We start from the raw sequence: 19075 nt of genomic DNA on the forward strand, positions 1-19075 counted from the left end.
AGCCATTTTTTTGTTTAATGAGTTTTTTATTTATGCAGTTTATTACACGCCTTTCGCGCTGGGCTTTATCTGGGCCGCGTGCTTGGTTATCCATTATCTTCGCTGTTTTCATTGTTCTACTGTTTGTCTATAAATCGCTTGTATCGCCAACAGACAACCCTAAAGAGTACCTATTACCTAGTGGTGAGGCTAAGACGTCCATTAAGCCTTCTGATACTAATGCAAACACAGATGAGGATAATGATTACGGCTCTTTAGTCACCACCGACCCTTTACAGCATGTAGAAAAAGTTACTGCACCTCTTCCTTCAATTGAATACGTTATAAAATCGGGCGATACGCTAGCTGGCATCTTTGCGCGCTTGGGATTATCCCGAGAGTCTTTGTATTCTGTGCTGGAGGCTGACCAAGAGTATCTTGTTCTTGAACCATTGCTTCCTAATGATAAGTTTACTTTTAAGCTGAATGAAGATGGGGAATTGGCAGAGTTAAATCGTCGGCTCGATGTTAGTAAAAGTGTGTCATATGTACAGCACGAAAACGGTGGTTTTAGCTATGAAGAGCATATTAAGCCCATCACCTACACCCATGAAACAGTCCATAGCAAAGTAGTGAGCAACTTTTATCTGTCTGCGAAAAAAGCGGGTCTTTCTGACACCAATATTTTGATTATTCAAGATGTGCTTAAAGGTCGAGTAAATTTCCGAAAGGATTTAAGAGCCAATGACGAATTCGATTTTGTCGTTAAAAAAGGCAGTATTGATGGTGTAAAAGTGGGTGAGGATCAATTAGAAGCCTTAGGGATTACCGTCAAGGGCGAAACGTACCGTGCTTTTTTACATTCGGATGGTCGATTTTACGATGAAGCAGGTAACAGTTTAACGCCTGCTTTATTACGCTGGCCAACGCGTAAACACTATAGAATTAGTTCGTCTTTTAATGCTAACCGTTTACACCCTATAACTGGGCACCCCGCTCCCCATAATGGAGTTGATTTGGCAACCCCTTCAGGAACCGAAGTGTTGGCTACTGGCGATGGTATTGTGACCCGAGTGGCATCACATAAATACGCGGGTAAATATGTTGTTATTGACTATACTGGCCCATATGGCTCTCGTTATTTACACCTTAATAAAATTCTAGTGAAAAAGGGCCAAAAAGTTAAACGTGGTCAAGTCGTTGCATTATCTGGAAATACTGGACGAACGACAGGAGCACATTTGCACTATGAACTGCATGTTAGAGGTCGACCAGTAAATCCAATGACAGCGAGTATTCCAACAACGCAATCAATACCAGATAGTATGCGCAGTGAATACAATGCCAATGTTGCTAGTTGGATTAGTATGATGACAGATCGTAAGTCAGAGCGTGCTGATGTACATAAAGAAATGCCAGAGCAGACAGAAGTAGACTCTGGTGCAGAGTAAGGTTTACGGGTGTTTTGAATAAGCGTATTTCTATACAGCTTAGTTGTTTGAAATAACGATATAAAAAAGGAGCATTGTGATGCTCCTTTTTTATTGGTTAACTTTTTACCTTACAGGCTCTTTTTATAAGACTTGTTACCAACGACAAAGATACCTAAGAACACTACTAAGCCGATGAACTGAATCCATAGATCTAAGTTTGGCCATAACATCATCAAGGACGCTACCAATAGCAAAGCGCGTGGCACAATGGCTAGCTTGTCTTCTAGATAACCTTCCATCGCACCTACTAATGCATACATGCCAAAAATAGCAAAGAAAGATAGACGTAATAATGTTTCAGAATCACCACCAATCAGTGGAGTATAGGCCATTAATAACGGCACAATATACAGACCTTTTGCCAGTTTCCATGCAGTCATACCCGTTCGCATTGGTGGTGTTTTCGCTATCGCGGCTGCGGCAAATGCCGTTAAACACACAGGAGGCGTCACATTACTATCTTGTGATAACCAGAAGATAATCATATGAGCAGTTACTAAAATCATAGCCACGCTTTCAGCACCTAAAGCCTGATCCATTAACATGCCTTTAAAGTCATTTGGTACCTGTGCCAACAAAGCCTGTGCTTGGTCTATCGGCATGCCTTGCGCGAGCGCCGCAATAGCAGAAGGATCGACCAACATAAAGACTGCGTTTGCCGCTTCAGGTAAGCTTCCCGATGCCATCATGTCTAATAGTTGGCTTTCTGCTATCAGATTGAACAAAGCCGGCGCTGACAGTGTTCCTAAAACAATATAGGCCGCTGTAACGGGTAAGCCCATACCCAAGATAAGAGAGGCAATGGCCACCAAAATTATGGTGTAGAACAAACTCCCACCAGCCCAGTTAGTAATTAATAAAGAGAAAGTGTTACCTACCCCCGTTGTACTAATTACGTTTACCACTAAGCCAATACCGACTAGAAGAACCGCCGTCGTTGACATATTCTTTGCGCCTTGAGCCATAGCATCGAGTATTTCGGCAGGCCCCATGCGATGTTTGCTAGATAGAAATGAAGCGGCAATAACAGCAAGTATACTGATCCCTGCCGCGTAAGTTGGCGTAAAACCCTGAATTAACAGAGTTACCAGAACTGTTAAAGGGACAATATGGTGCCAACCACTTTTTAATACTTGCGACACTTTTACAGCATCATCACTTTCTGTTGAAATCACCTTGCTACGCTTTGCTTCAACACGAACGAAGAAGCCAACAGAGAGAAAATACAGTAAGGCAGGAATAGCTGCGACACTGATGATGGTTACATAAGATACTTGGGTATAGGACGCCATGATAAAAGCACCAGCACCCATAACAGGAGGCATTAGCTGCCCACCAGTAGAGGCAGCGGCTTCAACGCCCGCTGCAAAGCGTGCTGGAAAGCCAGCTCTGCGCATCAGAGGAATAGTGATAACCCCCGTCGATACAGTGTTGGCGACAGAAGAGCCAGAAACAGAACCCATTAGCCCTGAACCGAGCACAGCGACAAACCCCGGTCCGCCAATCATTTTGCTGGCAAGAGAGCGAGATAGATCGATGATGAAATCGCCGGCACCGGATTTTACTAAAAAAGCGCCGAATAAAATAAACATGAAGACAAAGCTCCATGAAATACGAGAAATAGAACCGAACATACCGTCAGTACTAAAAAAACTGCGGTATAGCAGGGTTTCTAGGCTAAGACCTGGGAAGTTAAACATGCCTCCCAGCCAGCGTCCCCACAACACAACATAGGTCAAGGCTACAATAATCAGGAATGGAATGAACCAGCCACTGGTTCTGCGAATGAGCTCAAGAGACAGTAATACAGCAATGCTGGAAACGATCCAATCTGATGTGCTGAATGTCACACCTCTGGCGTAGAGAGCGTCTTCGAAAAAGATGATATACAGCACCATTCCAATCAGTGCGAGCACGATAGCACCATCGAAAAACATCGCTACTTTGCTGTCTTGCCATTTTGGGTGTGCTGGAATCAGTAACGCGCATAATGCGCCAAAGCCTGCAAAGTGAAAGGCAGAGACCCACAATTCAGGTAAGGTCGCGATGGTGTTGATGTAAATATGAGCCACAGCGAGAAAAACAGAAATGGTAAAAACAAGACGGTTTAACCAGAGCCCGGAGCGATGTTTTGTTTCGAAATCTTCAAGATTAACGTCTTGAGAGTCGGTTGGTTGCGATGAAGCAGTCATAGACAGGCTACCTTAGATACGTACAGAAACAAATTGAGCAAAGAGAGGTAAAGTGCGCCGTACTTAGTACGGCGCGATAATCAATTACGACTAGATTAGTTGGCAATCAGGCGAGCTGGAATGTTAATACCGCGCTCACGATAATAACGAGCCGCACCAGGGTGCAATGGAACAGGCAGGCCAGCAATGGCTTTTTCAATTGACATTACAGAGGTCGCTTTGTGAATGGCACTTAAATATCCCAAGTTCTCATAAAGTGATTTAGTCAGCTCATAGACATCGTCTTCAGACAAATCTGCACGTGTCGCAAGGAAATTAGGTTGCGCTACTGTGTTGATGTCTTTTGTTTGGCCAGGGTAGGTATTGGCAGGAATAACGTAACGAGTCCATAACTCGTAATTACCATTGGCTTGTTTAATCTGCTCGTCCGTGAAATCCAACACTTTCACCTTGTCACCCATTGATGCGTATAATCTTGTTACAGCACTGACAGGTACACCAGCTGGCGTGTTCATACCATCAATGTTGCCATTTTGCATAGCATCGGCACTGGCACCGTATCCCATGTAAGCTAAGGCGAACTTATCTGGATCGATATTGAGGCCTTTTAACTGTTGGCGGCCAGAGCCTTCAGTGCCAGAGTTTTTAGTGCCAATTGAAAATTTGTGATTAGTATTTTCAATGTCTTTTAGGTCGGCAACTGTCCCCGTTTTAGCCAAATCTGATTTTAGTACAAAGTGTTCTACGTTTTGCCATAGCATTGAAACAGAACGTAATTCAGACTGTTTGCCTGAGCTTTCAAATGGGCCTTCACCGTCCCATGCCCATGCGCCATAAAGGCCCTGTAGAATAGCGAATTGTGCTTGGTTTTCGCGAAGTAATTTGATGTTTTCGCCTGAGCCTGCAGAACTGATTGCAGAGACAGATAAACCGAATTTTGGTTCTAGCTTAACTTTACTTAATGTTGCGATAGCCACACCAACGGGGTAATAAGTGCCACCTGTTGATGCTGTTGCTAATATATAGTTGCGGTTATCAGCAGCAGACACATTGGTTGCGGAAAGTGCAATAGCAGCCGCGGTTGCACTAGAAAGAATGGCTTTAGTAACGAATCCCAATTTCATGTTATTTTTCTCCTAATTGGTGGGGTTGGTTGATTATATCTATAGCGATAATCGTGCCAAATATATAACTCGTTGATATGTATATATTATTTTTTATTTCCTTCTATTTTTTCACTTTTATATCCTGATATGCGCTATTTATTGCTTATTGTTGACGTTTCTCTGTAGGCAATAAATTGCTCACGATTAGATCGAGTAACCACTACTGTTAACGTGTTATTTTGTTGCTTGTCCCATTTTGGGTAAGCGAAATATTGCCGATGGATCTGGAAGGTAAATAATGAAGCAAGAATCGACTATTCGTGTTGTACTGTTTGACTTAGGAAATGTGTTGGTAGATCTGGGTGATGTCTCTGAAATGCACCGTATGCTGAATACAGAGGGAGAAGAGTCTGATGTTTGGCTGAAGTGGTTATCATCACCGACTGTTGCTGCGTTTGATTCGGGTAAGATTTCTTTTGATAAATTCGCGAAAGATTTATTGGCTGAAGTGGGCAGTAATATTGATAAAGATGTCTTTAAGGCTTCATTCAAAGCATGGCCAAGGGGGTTGTTTGACGGTGCATTGGAGTTAGTCGCAGCAGTTAAGCCTGAATATCATCGGGCGATACTATCCAACACCAATGCTGCGCATTGGCCAAGGTTGATGGATGAAATGGCTCTAGCAGGTAAGTTTCACAGTTATTATGCCTCTCATCAAGTAGGGTTTGTGAAACCGGATGCCGCGATTTATTATCATGTTATTGAGAGCTTGAAAGTGTCGCCCGATCAGATACTTTTTATTGATGATAATCAGGTTAATATTGATACCGCATGTGCATTGGGTATGAAGGCACATCGAGTAAAAGGAATTGAGCAAGCTCGTCAAGTGCTTGAACAGTACAAGGTGCTATCTAGTTAATATCAAGATAGTAGAACCGGGTAGGTTGAAGCCTTTAAAGGAAGTTATTGAGGTGAAAATGCAGTTGGGCTTAGAGGTTTCTATGCGTACTTTTGATGGACAGTCTTCGATTAGTTATTCTCGAACTCGACCAATGTATCCGGCCGAGCTCTATTATTGGCTTTCTCAGCAAGTGCCTTCTTCCAGCGTAGTATGGGATTGTGCTTGTGGAACGGGTCAGGCATCAGTAGATCTCGCTGCATATTTCGACCATGTCGAAGCATCAGATATTAGTGAGTCTCAAGTCACGGCGGCAACGCCTCATCGTAAAGTGAATTATCAGGTGTTTCCTGCCGAGAAAACTCTTTATCCAGATGACTATTTTGATGTGGTGTGTGTCGCTCATGCACTGCATTGGTTTGATTTAGAGTCTTTTTGGTCTGAGCTTCGACGAGTCTTGAAACCTGGCGGCATATTTGTTTGTTGGGGGTATAACTGGCTGCAAGTCGGAGAAGCAGAAGATAAAGCAATTGCAGAGGCAGTCTTGCCGCACCTTGAAGAGTATTGGCCGGCAGAAAGTCGCTTGTTGTGGGAGCAATATAGGAATATTGAATTTCCGTTTGAACTTATAGACGTACCAGCATTTGAATTGAAGTGTCACTGGTCTGTGACACAAACTTTGGACTTTATTCGAACTTGGTCAGCGTCTCAGTTACGTATACAAGAGCTGGGGGACGACTTCTTGCTAGAGGCTTCTCCCATTATTCGAGAAGCTTGGTCTGAACCAACTAAAAAGCAGCAAATACATCTGCCATTTTTTGTAAAGGCAGGGCGCTTTTCTTAGACAAGCCGTTAAACGCTTAAATGAAAAGTCTCATAAGACTAAAGTGGAATAGATCAGAATGCTTGTCGGGTTATAGTAGTTCTGCATCCGAATAACAAATTTAACAATGGAGCGGGTTATGAAATCATTATATAGCGCAACCTCAAATGAGGCGGCAAAAAATGCCAATGTGAGTCAAGCAGAATTTGAAAAACGCTATCAAGAATCGATTGAAAGCCCAGATGAATTTTGGGGTAAAGAGGGGGAACGATTAGATTGGTTTACACCTTATACTAAGGTGAAAAACACCTCTTTTAAGCGAGGTGAAGTTAGTATTAAATGGTTTGAAGATGGCGAGTTAAACGTCGCTTATAACTGTATTGATCGCCATTTGGCCACCTCTGCCAATAAAGTTGCTTATTACTGTGAAGGCGACAAAGAAAACGACGAAAAAGTCGCGATTACCTATCAGACACTGCATGATGAAGTCGGGCGCTTAGCCAATCTATTGAAGCGCCAAGGCGTTAGAAAAGGCGACCGTGTCGCTATATACATGCCAATGATCCCTCAAGCTGTTTACGCCATGTTAGCGTGTGCTCGAATCGGTGCTATTCACTCTGTTATTTTTGGTGGCTTTTCCGCCAACGCGATTGCTGATCGCTTGAATGATTGTGAAGTGAAGCTCGTTATTACCGCCGACGAAGGTCGTCGCGCTGGGAATACGATTCCACTTAAGCACAATGTAGATATGGCTCTAGATCATAATGCGTGCCCATCGGTTGAGTCCGTTGTTGTATATCGCTATACGCAGAAAGATGTGCCTTGGTTTGATGGTCGTGATGTGGATTGGGCTGTTGAAGTTGAGAATGAAAGTACTGACTGCCCAGCAGAACCAATGAATGCAGAAGACCCATTGTTTATCTTGTACACATCAGGGTCGACAGGTAAGCCGAAAGGGGTAGTTCATACAACGGGTGGTTATTTAGTTTATGCGTCATTGACCCATGAATTGGTTTTTGATCTTAAGCCTGATGATATTTACTGGTGTGCGGCTGATGTTGGCTGGATCACCGGACACAGTTATATGGTATATGGTCCGCTCGCTAATGGCGCAACCAGTATCTTGTTTGAAGGTGTTCCAACCTACCCAGATTCAGGTCGAATTGGTCGAGTGGTAGACAAATTTGATGTCACTCTTTTGTACACTGCGCCAACGGCAATTCGTGCTTTGATGGCGAAAGGTGATGAAGCAACACGTACTAGTCAGCGAAATTCTTTGCGTATATTGGGCAGTGTTGGTGAGCCAATTAACCCAGAAGCTTGGTCTTGGTATTACAGTGAAATTGGTAATTCTGCTTGCCCTATCGTAGATACATGGTGGCAAACAGAAACGGGTGGCATGATGATGACGCCACGTATTGTTCAGGGTGATGTAAAGCCTGGATCTTGTACTGGGCCATTGTTTGGTGTTCAGCCTGCATTGGTGGATGCTCAAGGTGTTGTACAAAATGCTCAGGGCGTTCAAGTGGAAGGTGGATTGGTCATTACGGATTCATGGCCTGGCCAAGCACGTACCGTCTATGGTGATCATGAGCGTTTTGAACAAACTTATTTCAGCACGTTTGAAGGCATGTATTTCACTGGTGATGGGGCGATGCGTGATGAAGATGGTCACTATTGGATCACCGGCCGAATGGATGATGTCTTAAACGTATCTGGTCATCGTCTCGGTACTGCTGAAATTGAAAGCGCCTTGGTAGCGCATCCTTCTGTTGCTGAGGCTGCGATTGTAGGATATCCGCATGATATTAAAGGACAAGGTATTTACGTTTACGTGAGTGCAGTTGCTGGAGTCACTCCAGACGAAGAACTCACTAAGTCGTTGAAGCAGTTTGTTCGTCAAGAAATTGGGCCTATCGCGACACCTGATCTGATTCAATGGGCAAGCAAAGGTCTACCAAAAACGCGCTCAGGTAAGATCATGCGTCGTATTTTGCGGAAGATTGCTGCTAATGAACATGATCAATTAGGAGATACAAGTACATTAGCTGATCCAAGTGTGGTTGATGATTTAATCGAAAACCGTTTAAATGTGTGACCGTTTACATATTTAAAAGGATAAACTGTGATTTCACTTGTTATCGCGGATGATCATCCTTTGTTTCGTAGTGCACTAAGTGGTGCATTACGAGCAGAGATTCAGGGTATTGTCATCGTCGAATCTTTTGACTTAGATTCGACGATACAGTGCTTGAGCCGTCTTGATGACCTTGATTTGCTCTTACTGGATTTAAATATGCCGGGCAGTGGTGAGCTTTATGGGTTAATTCGAATTCGTAAAGACTTTCCAGATGTACCAGTAGCTGTGATTTCAGGCAGTGAAGACAGTGAAATGGTTGCAAAAGTCATAGACTCCGGCGCGCTGGGTTTTATCCCCAAAACCAGTGAGCCAGCCACTTATGTACAAGCGATCCATGCTATTTTAGCAGGTGATATTTGGTTGCCTGATGATCTTAAGCAGGCTGTGGCTAATCAGCCTAAGCCTGATTTATCTATGCAAAATAAAGTTGCCGAATTGACTCCTCAGCAATACAAAGTGCTGTGTTATTTGCATGAAGGATTGTTGAACAAGCAAATTGCCTATGAGTTGTCCATTTCGGAAGCAACGGTTAAAGCACATATTACTGCCATATTTCGTAAACTTGAAATTAATAACAGAACGCAGGCTGTATTGGTTGCAAGTGATTTAAAATTACAAATGACGACGACTATGAGTTAAGAGTTGTCGTCTTTTTTTGGATCTATTTTACATTGGCAAGAGGAAGGTACTGGATCAATCCCGCCTTCGTGCCACGGATGACATTTAGACAGTCTTTTTATTCCAAGATACATTCCTTTAAACACACCATATTGCTCTATGGCTTGAACCATATATTGCGAGCAACTTGGGTAAAATCTGCAGTTATTTCCTAGCAATGGACTAATCAAAAACTGATAGCCTTTTACCAGTAGAATAAATATTTTTTTCATGGGGTTTTATCTGTTTTCTGAGCCTTAAATGTCATTTCTGTGTAAATAATGACGCCTATTTGATACTGTATTCGAAATATATCACAGAAAAGAACTCACTATGCCAGATCAACATCTTACTTTAGATGCAATGAAGGTCGTTGCCTATCAAGGCGAGCCCGGAGCTTATTCTCATTTAGCGTGTAAACATACCTTTCCTGATTGGAGTAGCGTTCATTGCGCCACCTTTGTTGACGCTCTAAATATGGTTGAAAAGGGTGATGCGTACTACGCAATGATTCCGGTTGAAAATTCTACGGCAGGGCGGGTCGAAGAAATTTATCGAGAGTTAAAACGTACTCAGCTGTATGTTGTGAAAGAGCATTTTGAACCAGTAAATCACTGTTTGATTGTTCCTCACTCTATGACGATCGATCAAATTACTCGAATTGGTAGTCACCCTCAAGCATTGGCGCAGTGTGATAATAATATTAAAGCGCTAGGGGCAAAAAGTCAGGCAATGTACGATACCGCTGGGGCAGCTAAGCACATCGCTGAGTTTGATGAGCCAGGGTTAGCAGTTATATCGTCTGAGCTAGCGGCTGAACTTTATGATCTAAAAGTTCTCAAGACGTATTTTAATGACTCTGTAGGCAACACGACTCGCTTCCTAGTATTTGCCCGTCAGCAAAAAATGCCTGTCATGGAAGAAGGTGAAACTTACATAACGTCTTTTATGTTTCGTGTGCGAAATATCCCTGCCGCTTTGTATAAAGCTATGGGCGGCTTTGCGACTCAGGGTATTAATATGTTGAAACTAGAAAGCTACATGGTGAATGGTAACTTCACCGCGACGCAGTTTTATGTGGATGTAGAGGCGCACTTTCAATCTGCCTCCATGCAGGCTGCGCTTGAGGAGTTGAGTTTTTTCTCTGAAGATGTGCGAGTTTTAGGAACCTATTTGGCTGATGAGTATAGGTTAAAGTCATTATGATGCGTTGGTGTTGCGTTGTTTTATCTCTGTTTTTTAGTTCAATAGCGTTTGCAGAGCTGGATGCTTTGTCTTCTTTAACAGGGACTGAGTTGAGTTCATACGATGATTTTTTTGATAGCATTCCAGTAGTCGTTACCCCATCTAAAATTGCTCAGCCAAGGGTCGATGTTTCCTCTACGCTGTCTGTGTTGGATGGAGAATTCATTCGACGCCTTAATATGCAGTATGTTGAAGACTTACTGCAATTTGTCCCAGGGTTTGCTGTGTTTCCCTATAAAGCATCCAGCCAGAAAATTGTTTCGTACCATGGTACTCAGTTAGAAGAATATCGCCGCATTCAGGTATTGGTTAATGGGCGCTCTGTATACAGTGCTGGTAAGGCGCGAGTCGAGTGGGCAACCTTGCCATTGAATATTGAAGATGTTGCGCGAGTGGAGGTCAACAGAGGCCCAAATGCAGCGAGCTATGGTATCAACTCTTTTTTTGCTGTGGTGAACATCATTACACGTTCTCCTTTGGAAACGCTGGGTGAAAGTATCTCTGCTTATTCTGGTTCACAAGGTGATTACCGCTTATATGGCCAACATAGTGGCTTGAATGGTGATTGGAGCTATCGGGCATCAGCTTCTACTAGTAACGTGAGTGGATTTGACACAGGTAATGACGGTAATGATCGCCATGATGGCCATGGGGCGACCATGGGAAATGTTGTTATCCAAAAAGAAATGTCAAATAGCTTCTTTGGTTTGGATTTAGGTGCAAGTCATGTCAAAGCAAATATAGATCCTGATGAGTATGCCACAGGGTCTTATGATGTTAATGATCCCGTACGTGAATCAAATCGTGAGCATATAAAGCTTAGTTATAGTAAGCAAGTGTCTTCTAATCACGAATTAAGGCTCCAGTATTATTATGATCAGGCTGAGCAAAGTGAGCATCATGATGCCAGACTGACAAGTGCTTTTTATGGGTATTTTTTTGGCGGTACCAGTAGTGGTGATGTCTATAGATCGTATGATGTAAATTTAGTTGAAACTCGTCAGGACCTCGAAGTACAAAGTACTTGGGAGGCGACAGAAAACCTACGTGTGATATCAGCACTGGGTTATCGTTTAGATGAAGCCGACTCCGAACATTACTTTTCGGGTGCAGTCAGCGATGAAGTACTTCGAGCGTCTTCAAATGTAGAATATAGGGTTGGCGATCGTTGGGTGCTAAATACGGGAGCCATGCTAGAGCGCAGTCAAATGGGTGGGACGTTTTTATCACCTAAGCTTGGGGCTACCTATAAATTATCAGAAAAAGAATCTATTCGATTCAATGCCTCTAAAGCGGTGAGAACCCCTGACTTGTCTGACCAGTATTTTAAGTGGCATTACGTATTGTCGACTGGAGAAAGTTCCTACACTACTTACGCGGATCAGGGGGAGAGTGAGGAAAAAATTACCTCCTATGAAGTAGGCTATTACCATTATTGGCTTGATCAGGGCTTGTCGATGGATATCAAGCTTTATCATGATTCGGTTCAAGATATGGTATTAAGCAGAAAATATTTTTCTAATTCCGGGGCGGACTCAGCCATAGAAGAAGGGGTGACAGAAGACGTAAGTATTAATGGTTTGGAGTTTGAACTAGATTGGCGTTCTCGATCAGGCGGAATGACGCGTTTTACTTATGCTTATCAAGACACTCAAACTGACAATAGCAAACTATTGGACTCCACCTCACCAATAATGATGTCGTTATTTTCCAGCCAGCCAATAACGGATAAATTGTTTATTAATGGCTATTATTGGTATGGGAAAGAGCTAAATGAAAGGAATTATGAGTTTCTGAATACATGGCTATCTTACAAAATGTCACTAGGTGGGTACTCAAAAGCCACTATGGGGTTGGGAATGGAAGCACGCTTGGACGGGAACGCTTTGGTTAACCGGCATAATAATTTGGATGAAGACACGTTCTTCTATGTCTTTAGCAACATTACTTTCTAATTTGGATTAATGAAAGAGTGAAACGGATTTTTTGTTTTTTACTGCTGTTTAGCACATTGAAGGTGTCGGCAGCGGTTTATGTAGTTCACAATACTGAAGAGAGTTCAGTACGTTCATTGACGTTCCAACTTTCTAAATTGTTATCAGCTAGTACAGCGATTATTCCAGTGCGTCAGTCTGTGTTTGTGCAAAATATTTCAGCGTTACAACAAGACGATATGATTGTTGCTATTGGAGACGAGAGTCTTCGTCAAACTTGTTCCGTTGCCTCAAAGGGGGCAGTTGTTTCCGTCTTTATAGGAAAAGAGGAATATTTAAATATTCAGCCTCAGTGCTCGATACCCAGTAGTGCTGTTTTTTCAGGAGCCCCTTTAGAAAAGCGCTTGTCATTATTGCAAGCGGTATGGTTTGATCCAAAACCACTGACGGTTTTATACAGTGATAATCTTCTCATTGATCAGCAGGGTATGCAGGAGCAGGCAGCATTATATGGTTTTACCTTTCGTTTTTTGCAAACTGAGGTTGATCGTTTATCCGTTTTAAAAGCGGTTAACTATATTTTGGAAGATTCTAAGATGATGTTTTCATTGGTGGACTCGAAGCTTTATGAAAACGGTATTGCACAAGACATTTTGAAGCTGCTATTTCATAAACAGAAAGTGATGGTGGGTCCATCGTTTGGCTTTGTGAGAGCTGGCTCTTTGTTTGCAATTTATTCTGATACAGAAACAAAGCTGGATGCTTTAGCGGCTCGGATTAATGGTTGGCAAGAAGAGGGTACGCTGTTGGAAGCAGTATACCCAGATAAACTAAGAGTCAGCTTTAACCCCTATCTAATCAAGTCTCACGGTATTGTGCTGCCTTCGGCAGCTTATTTAAAAGACCAATATGGACTTTGCTCGGAGACCGCATGCAACTAACTCCGAGCCTCAATTAGTCTAAAAAACGCTTTACCAAGCTACTAAACGGTACGGGTTTTTCAGCATGGAGCCAGTGTCCTGCTCCTGATATCATTTTAAAGCTAGCCTGTGGAAATAGTTTGAAGATAGCATCCTGATAATCAGCCACAATATAGTCTGAATTCTCGCCTTTTATAAACAGTGTTGGGATGTTGATCGCAGCGCTTATCTCTGGTTTTTTCAAAATAACCGAGTAGCTGTCAGCAATATTTTTTACCGAAAGATCTAGGCCAAACCCTTGTTCTTTTTTGGTTAGGCTTTTTAATAAAAACTGTCTTACCGCCAAAGTTGATTCATACTGGCTCAATAATGAGTCGGCTTCTTTTCTTGATGCCGGTTGCGCTTCATCAATAGCCTTTAAACCTTCTAAGATACGAGTATGACTAGGCTCGTAATCGACAGGAGCAATGTCCACCACGATGAGCTTTTCTATTTGTCCAGCTTGGGCGATTGCTGCCATTTGCATGGCGACTTTCCCACCCATAGAATGACCTAAGAGATAGAAGCGATTTATGTTATTTGAGTGAGCCCAATTCAGAACAGCTTCAGCCATTTTAGGGTAGCTTGCATCCGGCATACTATCTGACTGTCCATGGTTTGGAAGGTCGACACAATGTATCGTGAAGTTTTCCGCTAAGGATTGCGCAATAGAGTGCCAGTTGTCAGCATTGCCAAATAAGCCATGGATGACAATAAGATTAGGCCCTGACGTGCCGTATTGTTTTGCGTGTATCATAGAAACCTTGTTAATCTGCGTAAGTAAGTGAGATTGGTGTTGGCAAACATAATTATGCTGACATTGTAGCAAGTCTTTAAAACCTACGTCCCTATAGAATCAAGGTAGTTATTTGAATGTTAGATACATTTTTTATTAAAAGCCTTAAGCACCCTTTGCATTTAAGTGCTTTGTTGATTGATAAGCTGGGTGTGAAAGCAGATTGGATTACCTTATTTGGCTTTACCATGGGCATGATGGTCTTGCCTGCTTTGTATTTTGGAGATATGTCACTTGCTTTAGTGCTGGTGGTCATTAATAGAGTCATGGATGGTTTAGACGGTGCTGTTGCTCGTATCCAAGGGCCTACGGATTTGGGTGGTTATTTGGATATCACCTTAGATTTTATTTTCTATTCAGCGGTGGTGTTTGGCTTTGCTCTAATGAACCCGTTAGAAAACGCATTGGCGGCCAGCTTTCTGATTTTTTCTTTTATGGGGACGGGAAGTAGCTTCTTGGCCTTTGCTATTATGGCAGAGAAAAGAAACATTGAGCGTTTAGAGTATGGCCGTAAATCTTTGTATTTCTTGGGGGGGCTGGCAGAGGGAGCAGAAACTATTGCATTTCTAATACTGATTTGCATGTTGCCAAATTACTTTGCTGTACTGGCGTATGTTTTTGGCGTGGTGTGTTGGATAACGACGGCAACCCGAATTTATGCAGGTTACCGGACATTACGTGACCCCAGCTAGGAAGAGCTATTAGTCGAAAAAAGCGATTTCGATATCGCTTTTAACGATGGCGCAGCATGCTAGTAAATAGCCGCTTTGTACCCATGCTAGGGGCTCAAATGGATAAATGACATTTCCCCATAAGAGTTTGATTGAGCAAGAAGAGCAATAACCTTCACGACACTGGTATTCAACGTGAATGCCAGCGCGCTCAAGCTGAATTAATAGGGGTTCTTCCTCAGTGACGAGGATTTGTTTTTTCCCTAAAAGTACGCGATGTACTGCTTGCCCTTTTCGCTCTTGTTTCTCAGATATTTCTTTTTTAGAGGTCGAAGTCATCAAAATCTGAGTCATCTAAACTGTTATCTGTTTGTCCAACTAAGTAAGAGCTGATTTCAGCTTCTTGTGGTGCGACTTGAACATTGTCACTTACTAACCAGGCATTGATCCAAGGGATTGGATTGTTCTTAGTGGCAAAGTGGGTTTCTAATCCAACGGCTTGCATACGAACATTGGTAATATATTCTACATACTGACCTAGGATTTGAGCGTTAAGACCGATCATTGAACCATCTTTGAATAGGTACGTTGCCCATTCTTTTTCTTGCTCAGCGGCTTCAATAAAGATCTGACGAACTTCATCTTGGCACTCTGCTGCAATGATGGCCATTTCAGGGTCATCTTTACCTGATGCCATCAGGTTCAACATGTGTTGTGTGCCTGTTAAATGTAAGGCTTCATCACGTGCGATTAGCTTGATGATTTTTGCGTTGCCTTCCATTAGAGTGCGTTCTGCAAAGCCAAAACTGCAGGCAAAGCTAACATAGAAACGAATGGCTTCTAATACGTTGACGGAAGCAATCGTAAGGTACAGTGCTTTTTTTAGCTTAGGCATAGATATTTCAATCTCGCCCCTACCTGGGATGTCGAATGTTCCCATGCCCATGGTGTTGTACAGATTGACCATTTCAATAAGGCGATCGTAGTAGATGGAAACGCTGTCTGCGCGCTTAGTAATTTCTTCGTTAGTGACAATATCGTCAAAAATCTTGGTCGGATCATTCACAATATTACGAATGATGTGCGTATAAGATCGGCTGTGAATGGTCTCACTGAAAGACCAAGTTTCGATCCATGTTTCTAATTCTGGTAAAGATACGATTGGTAATAAAGCAACATTTGGCGAGCGACCTTGTACACTGTCTAGTAGGGTCTGGTATTTTAGGTTGCTTAAAAAAATATGCTGCTCATGTGCTTCCAAGCGTTGGAAATCTTTGCGATCAGTTGAAAGGTCGACTTCTTCTGGGCGCCAGAAAAATGACAGCTGCTTTTCTATCAATTTTTCAAAGATAGGGTGCTTTTGCTGGTCATAACGAGCAACGTTGACATTTTCACCAAAGAACATGGGTTCTTTTGTACTATCGAAATGTTTACGGTTAAAAGTCGAGTAACTCATGTCTCAGGGTATTCCTCAAAAGCATGGGGGTGTGATTGATAAAAGGCACACCTTAGTTGTTAATGAATTTAGGTGTTTCGCTAAAATGCTAAACATAGCAAAGCCCCATGTCTATGAGGCTTTGCTTGTCACATTGTTAAATGAACACTAAACGATGTTAGACAAGTTAGATTTTGCAAGCACCGCCAGCGCAATCATCCATGTCTTCTTGCTTGTCATCTGCACCATCACGCGTGTTGTGATAGTAAAGTGTTTTTACGCCTAATTTATAAGCTGTTAGAAGGTCTTTCAAAATCACCTTCATTGGTACTTTTTGAGCATCAAACTTCTGTGGGTCATAGTTTGTGTTAGCTGAGATAGCCTGATCGACAAACTTCTGCATGATGCCAACCAACTGTAAGTAACCATCGTTACTTGGAATAGTCCAAAGCAGTTCATAGTTGTCTTTTAAACGTTCAAACTCAGGAACAACTTGCTTCAAAATGCCATCTTTACTGGCTTTGACTGATACGAAACCTCGTGGTGGCTCGATGCCATTTGTCGCGTTGCTAATCTGAGAAGAGGTTTCAGATGGCATTAACGCTGTTAGAGTTGAATTACGTAGACCGTGAGTAACGATTTCAGTGCGCAAGCTTTCCCAATCGTAGAACAACTCGTTGGAAACGATGTTATCGATTTCTTTTTTGTAGGAATCGATTGGTAAAACACCTTTAGAGTAAGTTGTTTCGTTAAAGGCTAGGCATGGTCCAAACTCTTTTGCTAACTTGTTAGATGCTTTCAATAGGAAGTATTGAATTGCTTCAAATGTTTTATGAGTCAGCTCGTTTGCACTGCCGTCAGAATATTTAACGCCATTCTTAGCCAAATAGTACGCGTAGTTGATAACACCCACACCCAATGTGCGTCGTAATTCAGTGGCACGTTGCGCTGCTGGAATTGGGTAGTTTTGGTAATCTAACAGGCTGTCTAAAGCACGGACGATAAGTTCTGATAGTTCTTCTAGTTCATCTAGGTTTTCAAGCGCGCCTAGGTTAAAAGCAGAAAGAGTACAAAGTGCGATTTCGCCTTCTTTATCATCAATGCTGTTTAGTGGCTTAGTTGGAAGTGCGATTTCCAAACATAAGTTACTTTGCTTAACGGGTGCAACTTTAGGGTCAAATGGGCTGTGGGTATTGCAGTGATCCACGTTCTGTAAGTAAATACGACCAGTACTAGCGCGCTCAGAAGCAAATAGCGTGAACAGCTCAGTGGCTTTAACCGTTTGCTTGCGGATAGAGCTGTCTTGCTCATACATGGTGTATAGGCGATCGAATTCCTCTTGGTCTGCAAAGAAGGCATCGTATAGACCAGGTACGTCTGATGGGCTAAACAATGTAATGTTGCCGCCTTTGATCAAACGTTGGTACATCAAACGGTTGAATTGAACGCCATAGTCTAAGTGACGAACGCGGTTTTCTTCTACACCACGGTTGTTTTTTAATACTAATAGGCTTTCGACTTCAAGGTGCCAAATAGGATAGAAAACAGTCGCTGCGCCACCACGAACACCACCTTGAGAGCAGCTTTTTACCGCAGTTTGGAAGTGCTTGTAGAACGGGATACAGCCTGTATGGAAAGCTTCGCCACCACGAATAGCACTACCCAAAGCACGAATAGCACCCGCATTTACACCAATACCAGCACGTTGACTAACGTATTTAACGATAGCGCTGGATGTTGCGTTGATGGAGTCTAAAGAATCACCACACTCAATTAGGACACAGCTACTAAACTGACGTGTCGGAGTACGGATACCAGACATGATAGGTGTCGGTAATGAAATCTTAAATTTAGAAACGGCATCGTAGAAACGACGAATAAGGTTCAAACGATCTTTTGAGTCGTACTCAGCAAATAAGCAAGCCGCAACAAGGATGTAAATAAACTGAGGGCTTTCGTAAATATCGCCGCTTACACGGTTTTGGACTAGGTATTTACCTTCAAGCTGTTTGACGGCCGCGTAGGAAAAATTCATGTCGCGAGAATGATCAATGAATTCATTCAGCTGATTGAAATCTTCTTCAGAATACTTTTCTAGCAGTTGAGCATCATAACGTTTTTGTTGAACTAGGTTTTTTACATGCGCATAAAGGTGTGGTGGCTCAAAATCACCAAAGGCTTTTTTACGTAAGTGAAAGATGGCTAGGCGAGCGGCCAGATATTGATAATCAGGCGTATGTTCAGAAATTAAGTCTGCCGCAGACTTGATTAGAGTCTCGTGGATGTCTGTAGTACGAATACCTTCAAAGAATTGAATTCGTGCTTTTAATTCTACTTGGGAAACAGAGACATTTTCTAAACCCTCAGCAGCCCATGCTATGACTTTATGAATCTTTTCCAGGTTGATGTTTTCGGTCTTCCCGTTACGCTTAGTAACTGTGAGAGTGCTCATGCCTTAACTTCCCATTAGTGCATTATAAAAAGAGGAGAATTACTCTATGTAGTATGTATTTTAAAAGTGACACACTATATGTAGTGCTTCGTTAACAATATGTAACGAACAATAGTGCTCATTTGAATGAAAATCAAGGCTTGAAAAAAACTCTGAAATGATAAATGAAGAATGCCGAAGTGGTCACTTACTTTACTTGCCTCACTAAGCGTAAAGTTAGCAATTGGCAAGAGCATAAAATCTATTTTTATCTATTTTTATCTATTTTTTACATGAAAAAAACTCACCTAATTCT

16 protein-coding genes are annotated in these 19075 nt (G+C 42.4%); 9 read left to right on the top strand and 7 right to left on the bottom strand.

Annotated features, from left to right (window positions below; translation table 11 throughout):
- Window positions 1–32: 32 nt before the first annotated feature.
- Entirely contained in the window at window positions 33–1430 is a 1398-nt protein-coding gene (locus DFP77_RS08760; protein WP_258861097.1) for a peptidoglycan DD-metalloendopeptidase family protein, read from the top strand.
- Window positions 1431–1540: 110 nt separating this feature from the next.
- On the opposite strand, the gene DFP77_RS08765 is transcribed toward DFP77_RS08760, so the two are convergent.
- A complete protein-coding gene (locus tag DFP77_RS08765) occupies window positions 1541–3664 on the bottom strand; it encodes a TRAP transporter permease (RefSeq protein ID WP_114411912.1) in 2124 nt (707 codons plus the stop codon).
- Between the two features lie 95 nt (window positions 3665–3759).
- Window positions 3760–4788, bottom strand: coding sequence for a TAXI family TRAP transporter solute-binding subunit (locus DFP77_RS08770; RefSeq protein WP_114411913.1), 1029 nt, complete (start codon window positions 4786–4788; stop codon window positions 3760–3762).
- A gap of 280 nt (window positions 4789–5068) precedes the next feature.
- Between DFP77_RS08770 and DFP77_RS08775 the strand changes: the two genes are divergently transcribed.
- The 4 genes from DFP77_RS08775 to DFP77_RS08790 all read left to right on the top strand — a co-directional run bounded on the left by DFP77_RS08775 (window position 5069) and on the right by DFP77_RS08790 (window position 9270).
- Window positions 5069–5689, top strand: a complete 621-nt coding sequence (locus DFP77_RS08775; RefSeq protein WP_114411914.1) for an HAD family hydrolase — start codon at window positions 5069–5071, stop codon at window positions 5687–5689.
- A gap of 58 nt (window positions 5690–5747) precedes the next feature.
- Entirely contained in the window at window positions 5748–6512 is a 765-nt protein-coding gene (locus DFP77_RS08780; RefSeq protein WP_239544621.1) for a class I SAM-dependent methyltransferase, read from the top strand.
- A 118-nt stretch (window positions 6513–6630) separates the two neighbouring features.
- Entirely contained in the window at window positions 6631–8589 is a 1959-nt protein-coding gene (gene acs / locus DFP77_RS08785; RefSeq protein WP_114411915.1) for an acetate--CoA ligase, read from the top strand.
- Between the two features lie 27 nt (window positions 8590–8616).
- Entirely contained in the window at window positions 8617–9270 is a 654-nt protein-coding gene (locus tag DFP77_RS08790; RefSeq protein ID WP_114411916.1) for a LuxR C-terminal-related transcriptional regulator, read from the top strand.
- Here DFP77_RS08790 and yidD read toward each other — a convergent pair.
- Window positions 9267–9521 carry a membrane protein insertion efficiency factor YidD gene (yidD, locus tag DFP77_RS08795; protein WP_114411917.1) on the bottom strand — a complete coding sequence of 85 codons (255 nt, stop codon included), beginning with the start codon at window positions 9519–9521 and terminating at the stop codon, window positions 9267–9269. The two genes, DFP77_RS08790 and yidD, sit on opposite strands and share 4 nt — an antisense overlap.
- A 100-nt stretch (window positions 9522–9621) precedes the next feature.
- Between yidD and DFP77_RS08800 the strand changes: the two genes are divergently transcribed.
- The 3 genes from DFP77_RS08800 to DFP77_RS08810 are packed head-to-tail and all read left to right on the top strand — an operon-like array spanning window position 9622 to window position 13408.
- Window positions 9622–10494 carry a prephenate dehydratase gene (locus tag DFP77_RS08800; RefSeq protein WP_114411918.1) on the top strand — a complete coding sequence of 291 codons (873 nt, stop codon included), beginning with the start codon at window positions 9622–9624 and terminating at the stop codon, window positions 10492–10494.
- A complete protein-coding gene (locus tag DFP77_RS08805; protein WP_258861098.1) occupies window positions 10491–12488 on the top strand; it encodes a TonB-dependent receptor plug domain-containing protein in 1998 nt (665 codons plus the stop codon). The genes DFP77_RS08800 and DFP77_RS08805 overlap by 4 nt, the downstream gene beginning before the upstream one ends.
- A 17-nt stretch (window positions 12489–12505) precedes the next feature.
- Window positions 12506–13408, top strand: a complete 903-nt coding sequence (locus DFP77_RS08810; RefSeq protein ID WP_258861099.1) for a hypothetical protein — start codon at window positions 12506–12508, stop codon at window positions 13406–13408.
- 13 nt (window positions 13409–13421) lie between these two features.
- Here DFP77_RS08810 and DFP77_RS08815 read toward each other — a convergent pair whose 3' ends face one another.
- Entirely contained in the window at window positions 13422–14183 is a 762-nt protein-coding gene (locus tag DFP77_RS08815; protein ID WP_114411920.1) for an alpha/beta fold hydrolase, read from the bottom strand.
- A 116-nt stretch (window positions 14184–14299) separates the two neighbouring features.
- On the opposite strand from DFP77_RS08815, the gene DFP77_RS08820 reads away from it, so the two are divergent.
- Window positions 14300–14914 (top strand): CDP-alcohol phosphatidyltransferase family protein, encoded by a 615-nt coding sequence (locus tag DFP77_RS08820; RefSeq protein ID WP_114411921.1) that lies wholly within the window; start codon window positions 14300–14302, stop codon window positions 14912–14914.
- Window positions 14915–14923: 9 nt separating this feature from the next.
- On the opposite strand, the gene yfaE is transcribed toward DFP77_RS08820, so the two are convergent.
- From yfaE to nrdA, 3 genes are all read right to left on the bottom strand, one after another.
- The gene (yfaE, locus tag DFP77_RS08825; RefSeq protein WP_114411922.1) at window positions 14924–15232 is read right to left on the bottom strand and encodes a class I ribonucleotide reductase maintenance protein YfaE; all 309 of its coding nucleotides are present in this window, start codon (window positions 15230–15232) and stop codon (window positions 14924–14926) included.
- Window positions 15216–16349, bottom strand: a complete 1134-nt coding sequence (gene nrdB, locus DFP77_RS08830; RefSeq protein WP_114411923.1) for a class Ia ribonucleoside-diphosphate reductase subunit beta — start codon at window positions 16347–16349, stop codon at window positions 15216–15218. The genes yfaE and nrdB overlap by 17 nt, the downstream gene beginning before the upstream one ends.
- 166 nt (window positions 16350–16515) lie before the next feature.
- Window positions 16516–18780, bottom strand: a complete 2265-nt coding sequence (nrdA, locus tag DFP77_RS08835; protein WP_114411924.1) for a class 1a ribonucleoside-diphosphate reductase subunit alpha — start codon at window positions 18778–18780, stop codon at window positions 16516–16518.
- Window positions 18781–19075 lie beyond the last annotated feature (295 nt).

It is taken from the genome of Marinomonas foliarum (assembly GCF_003337275.1).
GTDB lineage: Bacteria > Pseudomonadota > Gammaproteobacteria > Pseudomonadales > Marinomonadaceae > Marinomonas > Marinomonas foliarum.

Bases quoted from the DNA above. Each gene is read 5' to 3' on its own strand.
- nrdB (WP_114411923.1), bottom strand. From the start codon at position 16,349: ATGAGTTACTCGACTTTTAACCGTAAACATTTCGATAGTACAAAAGAA.
- nrdA (WP_114411924.1), bottom strand. From the start codon at position 18,780: ATGAGCACTCTCACAGTTACTAAGCGTAACGGGAAGACCGAAAACATC.
- DFP77_RS08770 (WP_114411913.1), bottom strand. From the start codon at position 4,788: ATGAAATTGGGATTCGTTACTAAAGCCATTCTTTCTAGTGCAACCGCG.
- acs (WP_114411915.1), top strand. From the start codon at position 6,631: ATGAAATCATTATATAGCGCAACCTCAAATGAGGCGGCAAAAAATGCC.
- DFP77_RS08780 (WP_239544621.1), top strand. From the start codon at position 5,748: ATGCAGTTGGGCTTAGAGGTTTCTATGCGTACTTTTGATGGACAGTCT.
- DFP77_RS08805 (WP_258861098.1), top strand. From the start codon at position 10,491: ATGATGCGTTGGTGTTGCGTTGTTTTATCTCTGTTTTTTAGTTCAATA.
- DFP77_RS08760 (WP_258861097.1), top strand. From the start codon at position 33: ATGCAGTTTATTACACGCCTTTCGCGCTGGGCTTTATCTGGGCCGCGT.
- DFP77_RS08800 (WP_114411918.1), top strand. From the start codon at position 9,622: ATGCCAGATCAACATCTTACTTTAGATGCAATGAAGGTCGTTGCCTAT.
- DFP77_RS08775 (WP_114411914.1), top strand. From the start codon at position 5,069: ATGAAGCAAGAATCGACTATTCGTGTTGTACTGTTTGACTTAGGAAAT.
- yidD (WP_114411917.1), bottom strand. From the start codon at position 9,521: ATGAAAAAAATATTTATTCTACTGGTAAAAGGCTATCAGTTTTTGATT.
- yfaE (WP_114411922.1), bottom strand. From the start codon at position 15,232: ATGACTTCGACCTCTAAAAAAGAAATATCTGAGAAACAAGAGCGAAAA.
- DFP77_RS08815 (WP_114411920.1), bottom strand. From the start codon at position 14,183: ATGATACACGCAAAACAATACGGCACGTCAGGGCCTAATCTTATTGTC.
- DFP77_RS08765 (WP_114411912.1), bottom strand. From the start codon at position 3,664: ATGACTGCTTCATCGCAACCAACCGACTCTCAAGACGTTAATCTTGAA.
- DFP77_RS08820 (WP_114411921.1), top strand. From the start codon at position 14,300: ATGTTAGATACATTTTTTATTAAAAGCCTTAAGCACCCTTTGCATTTA.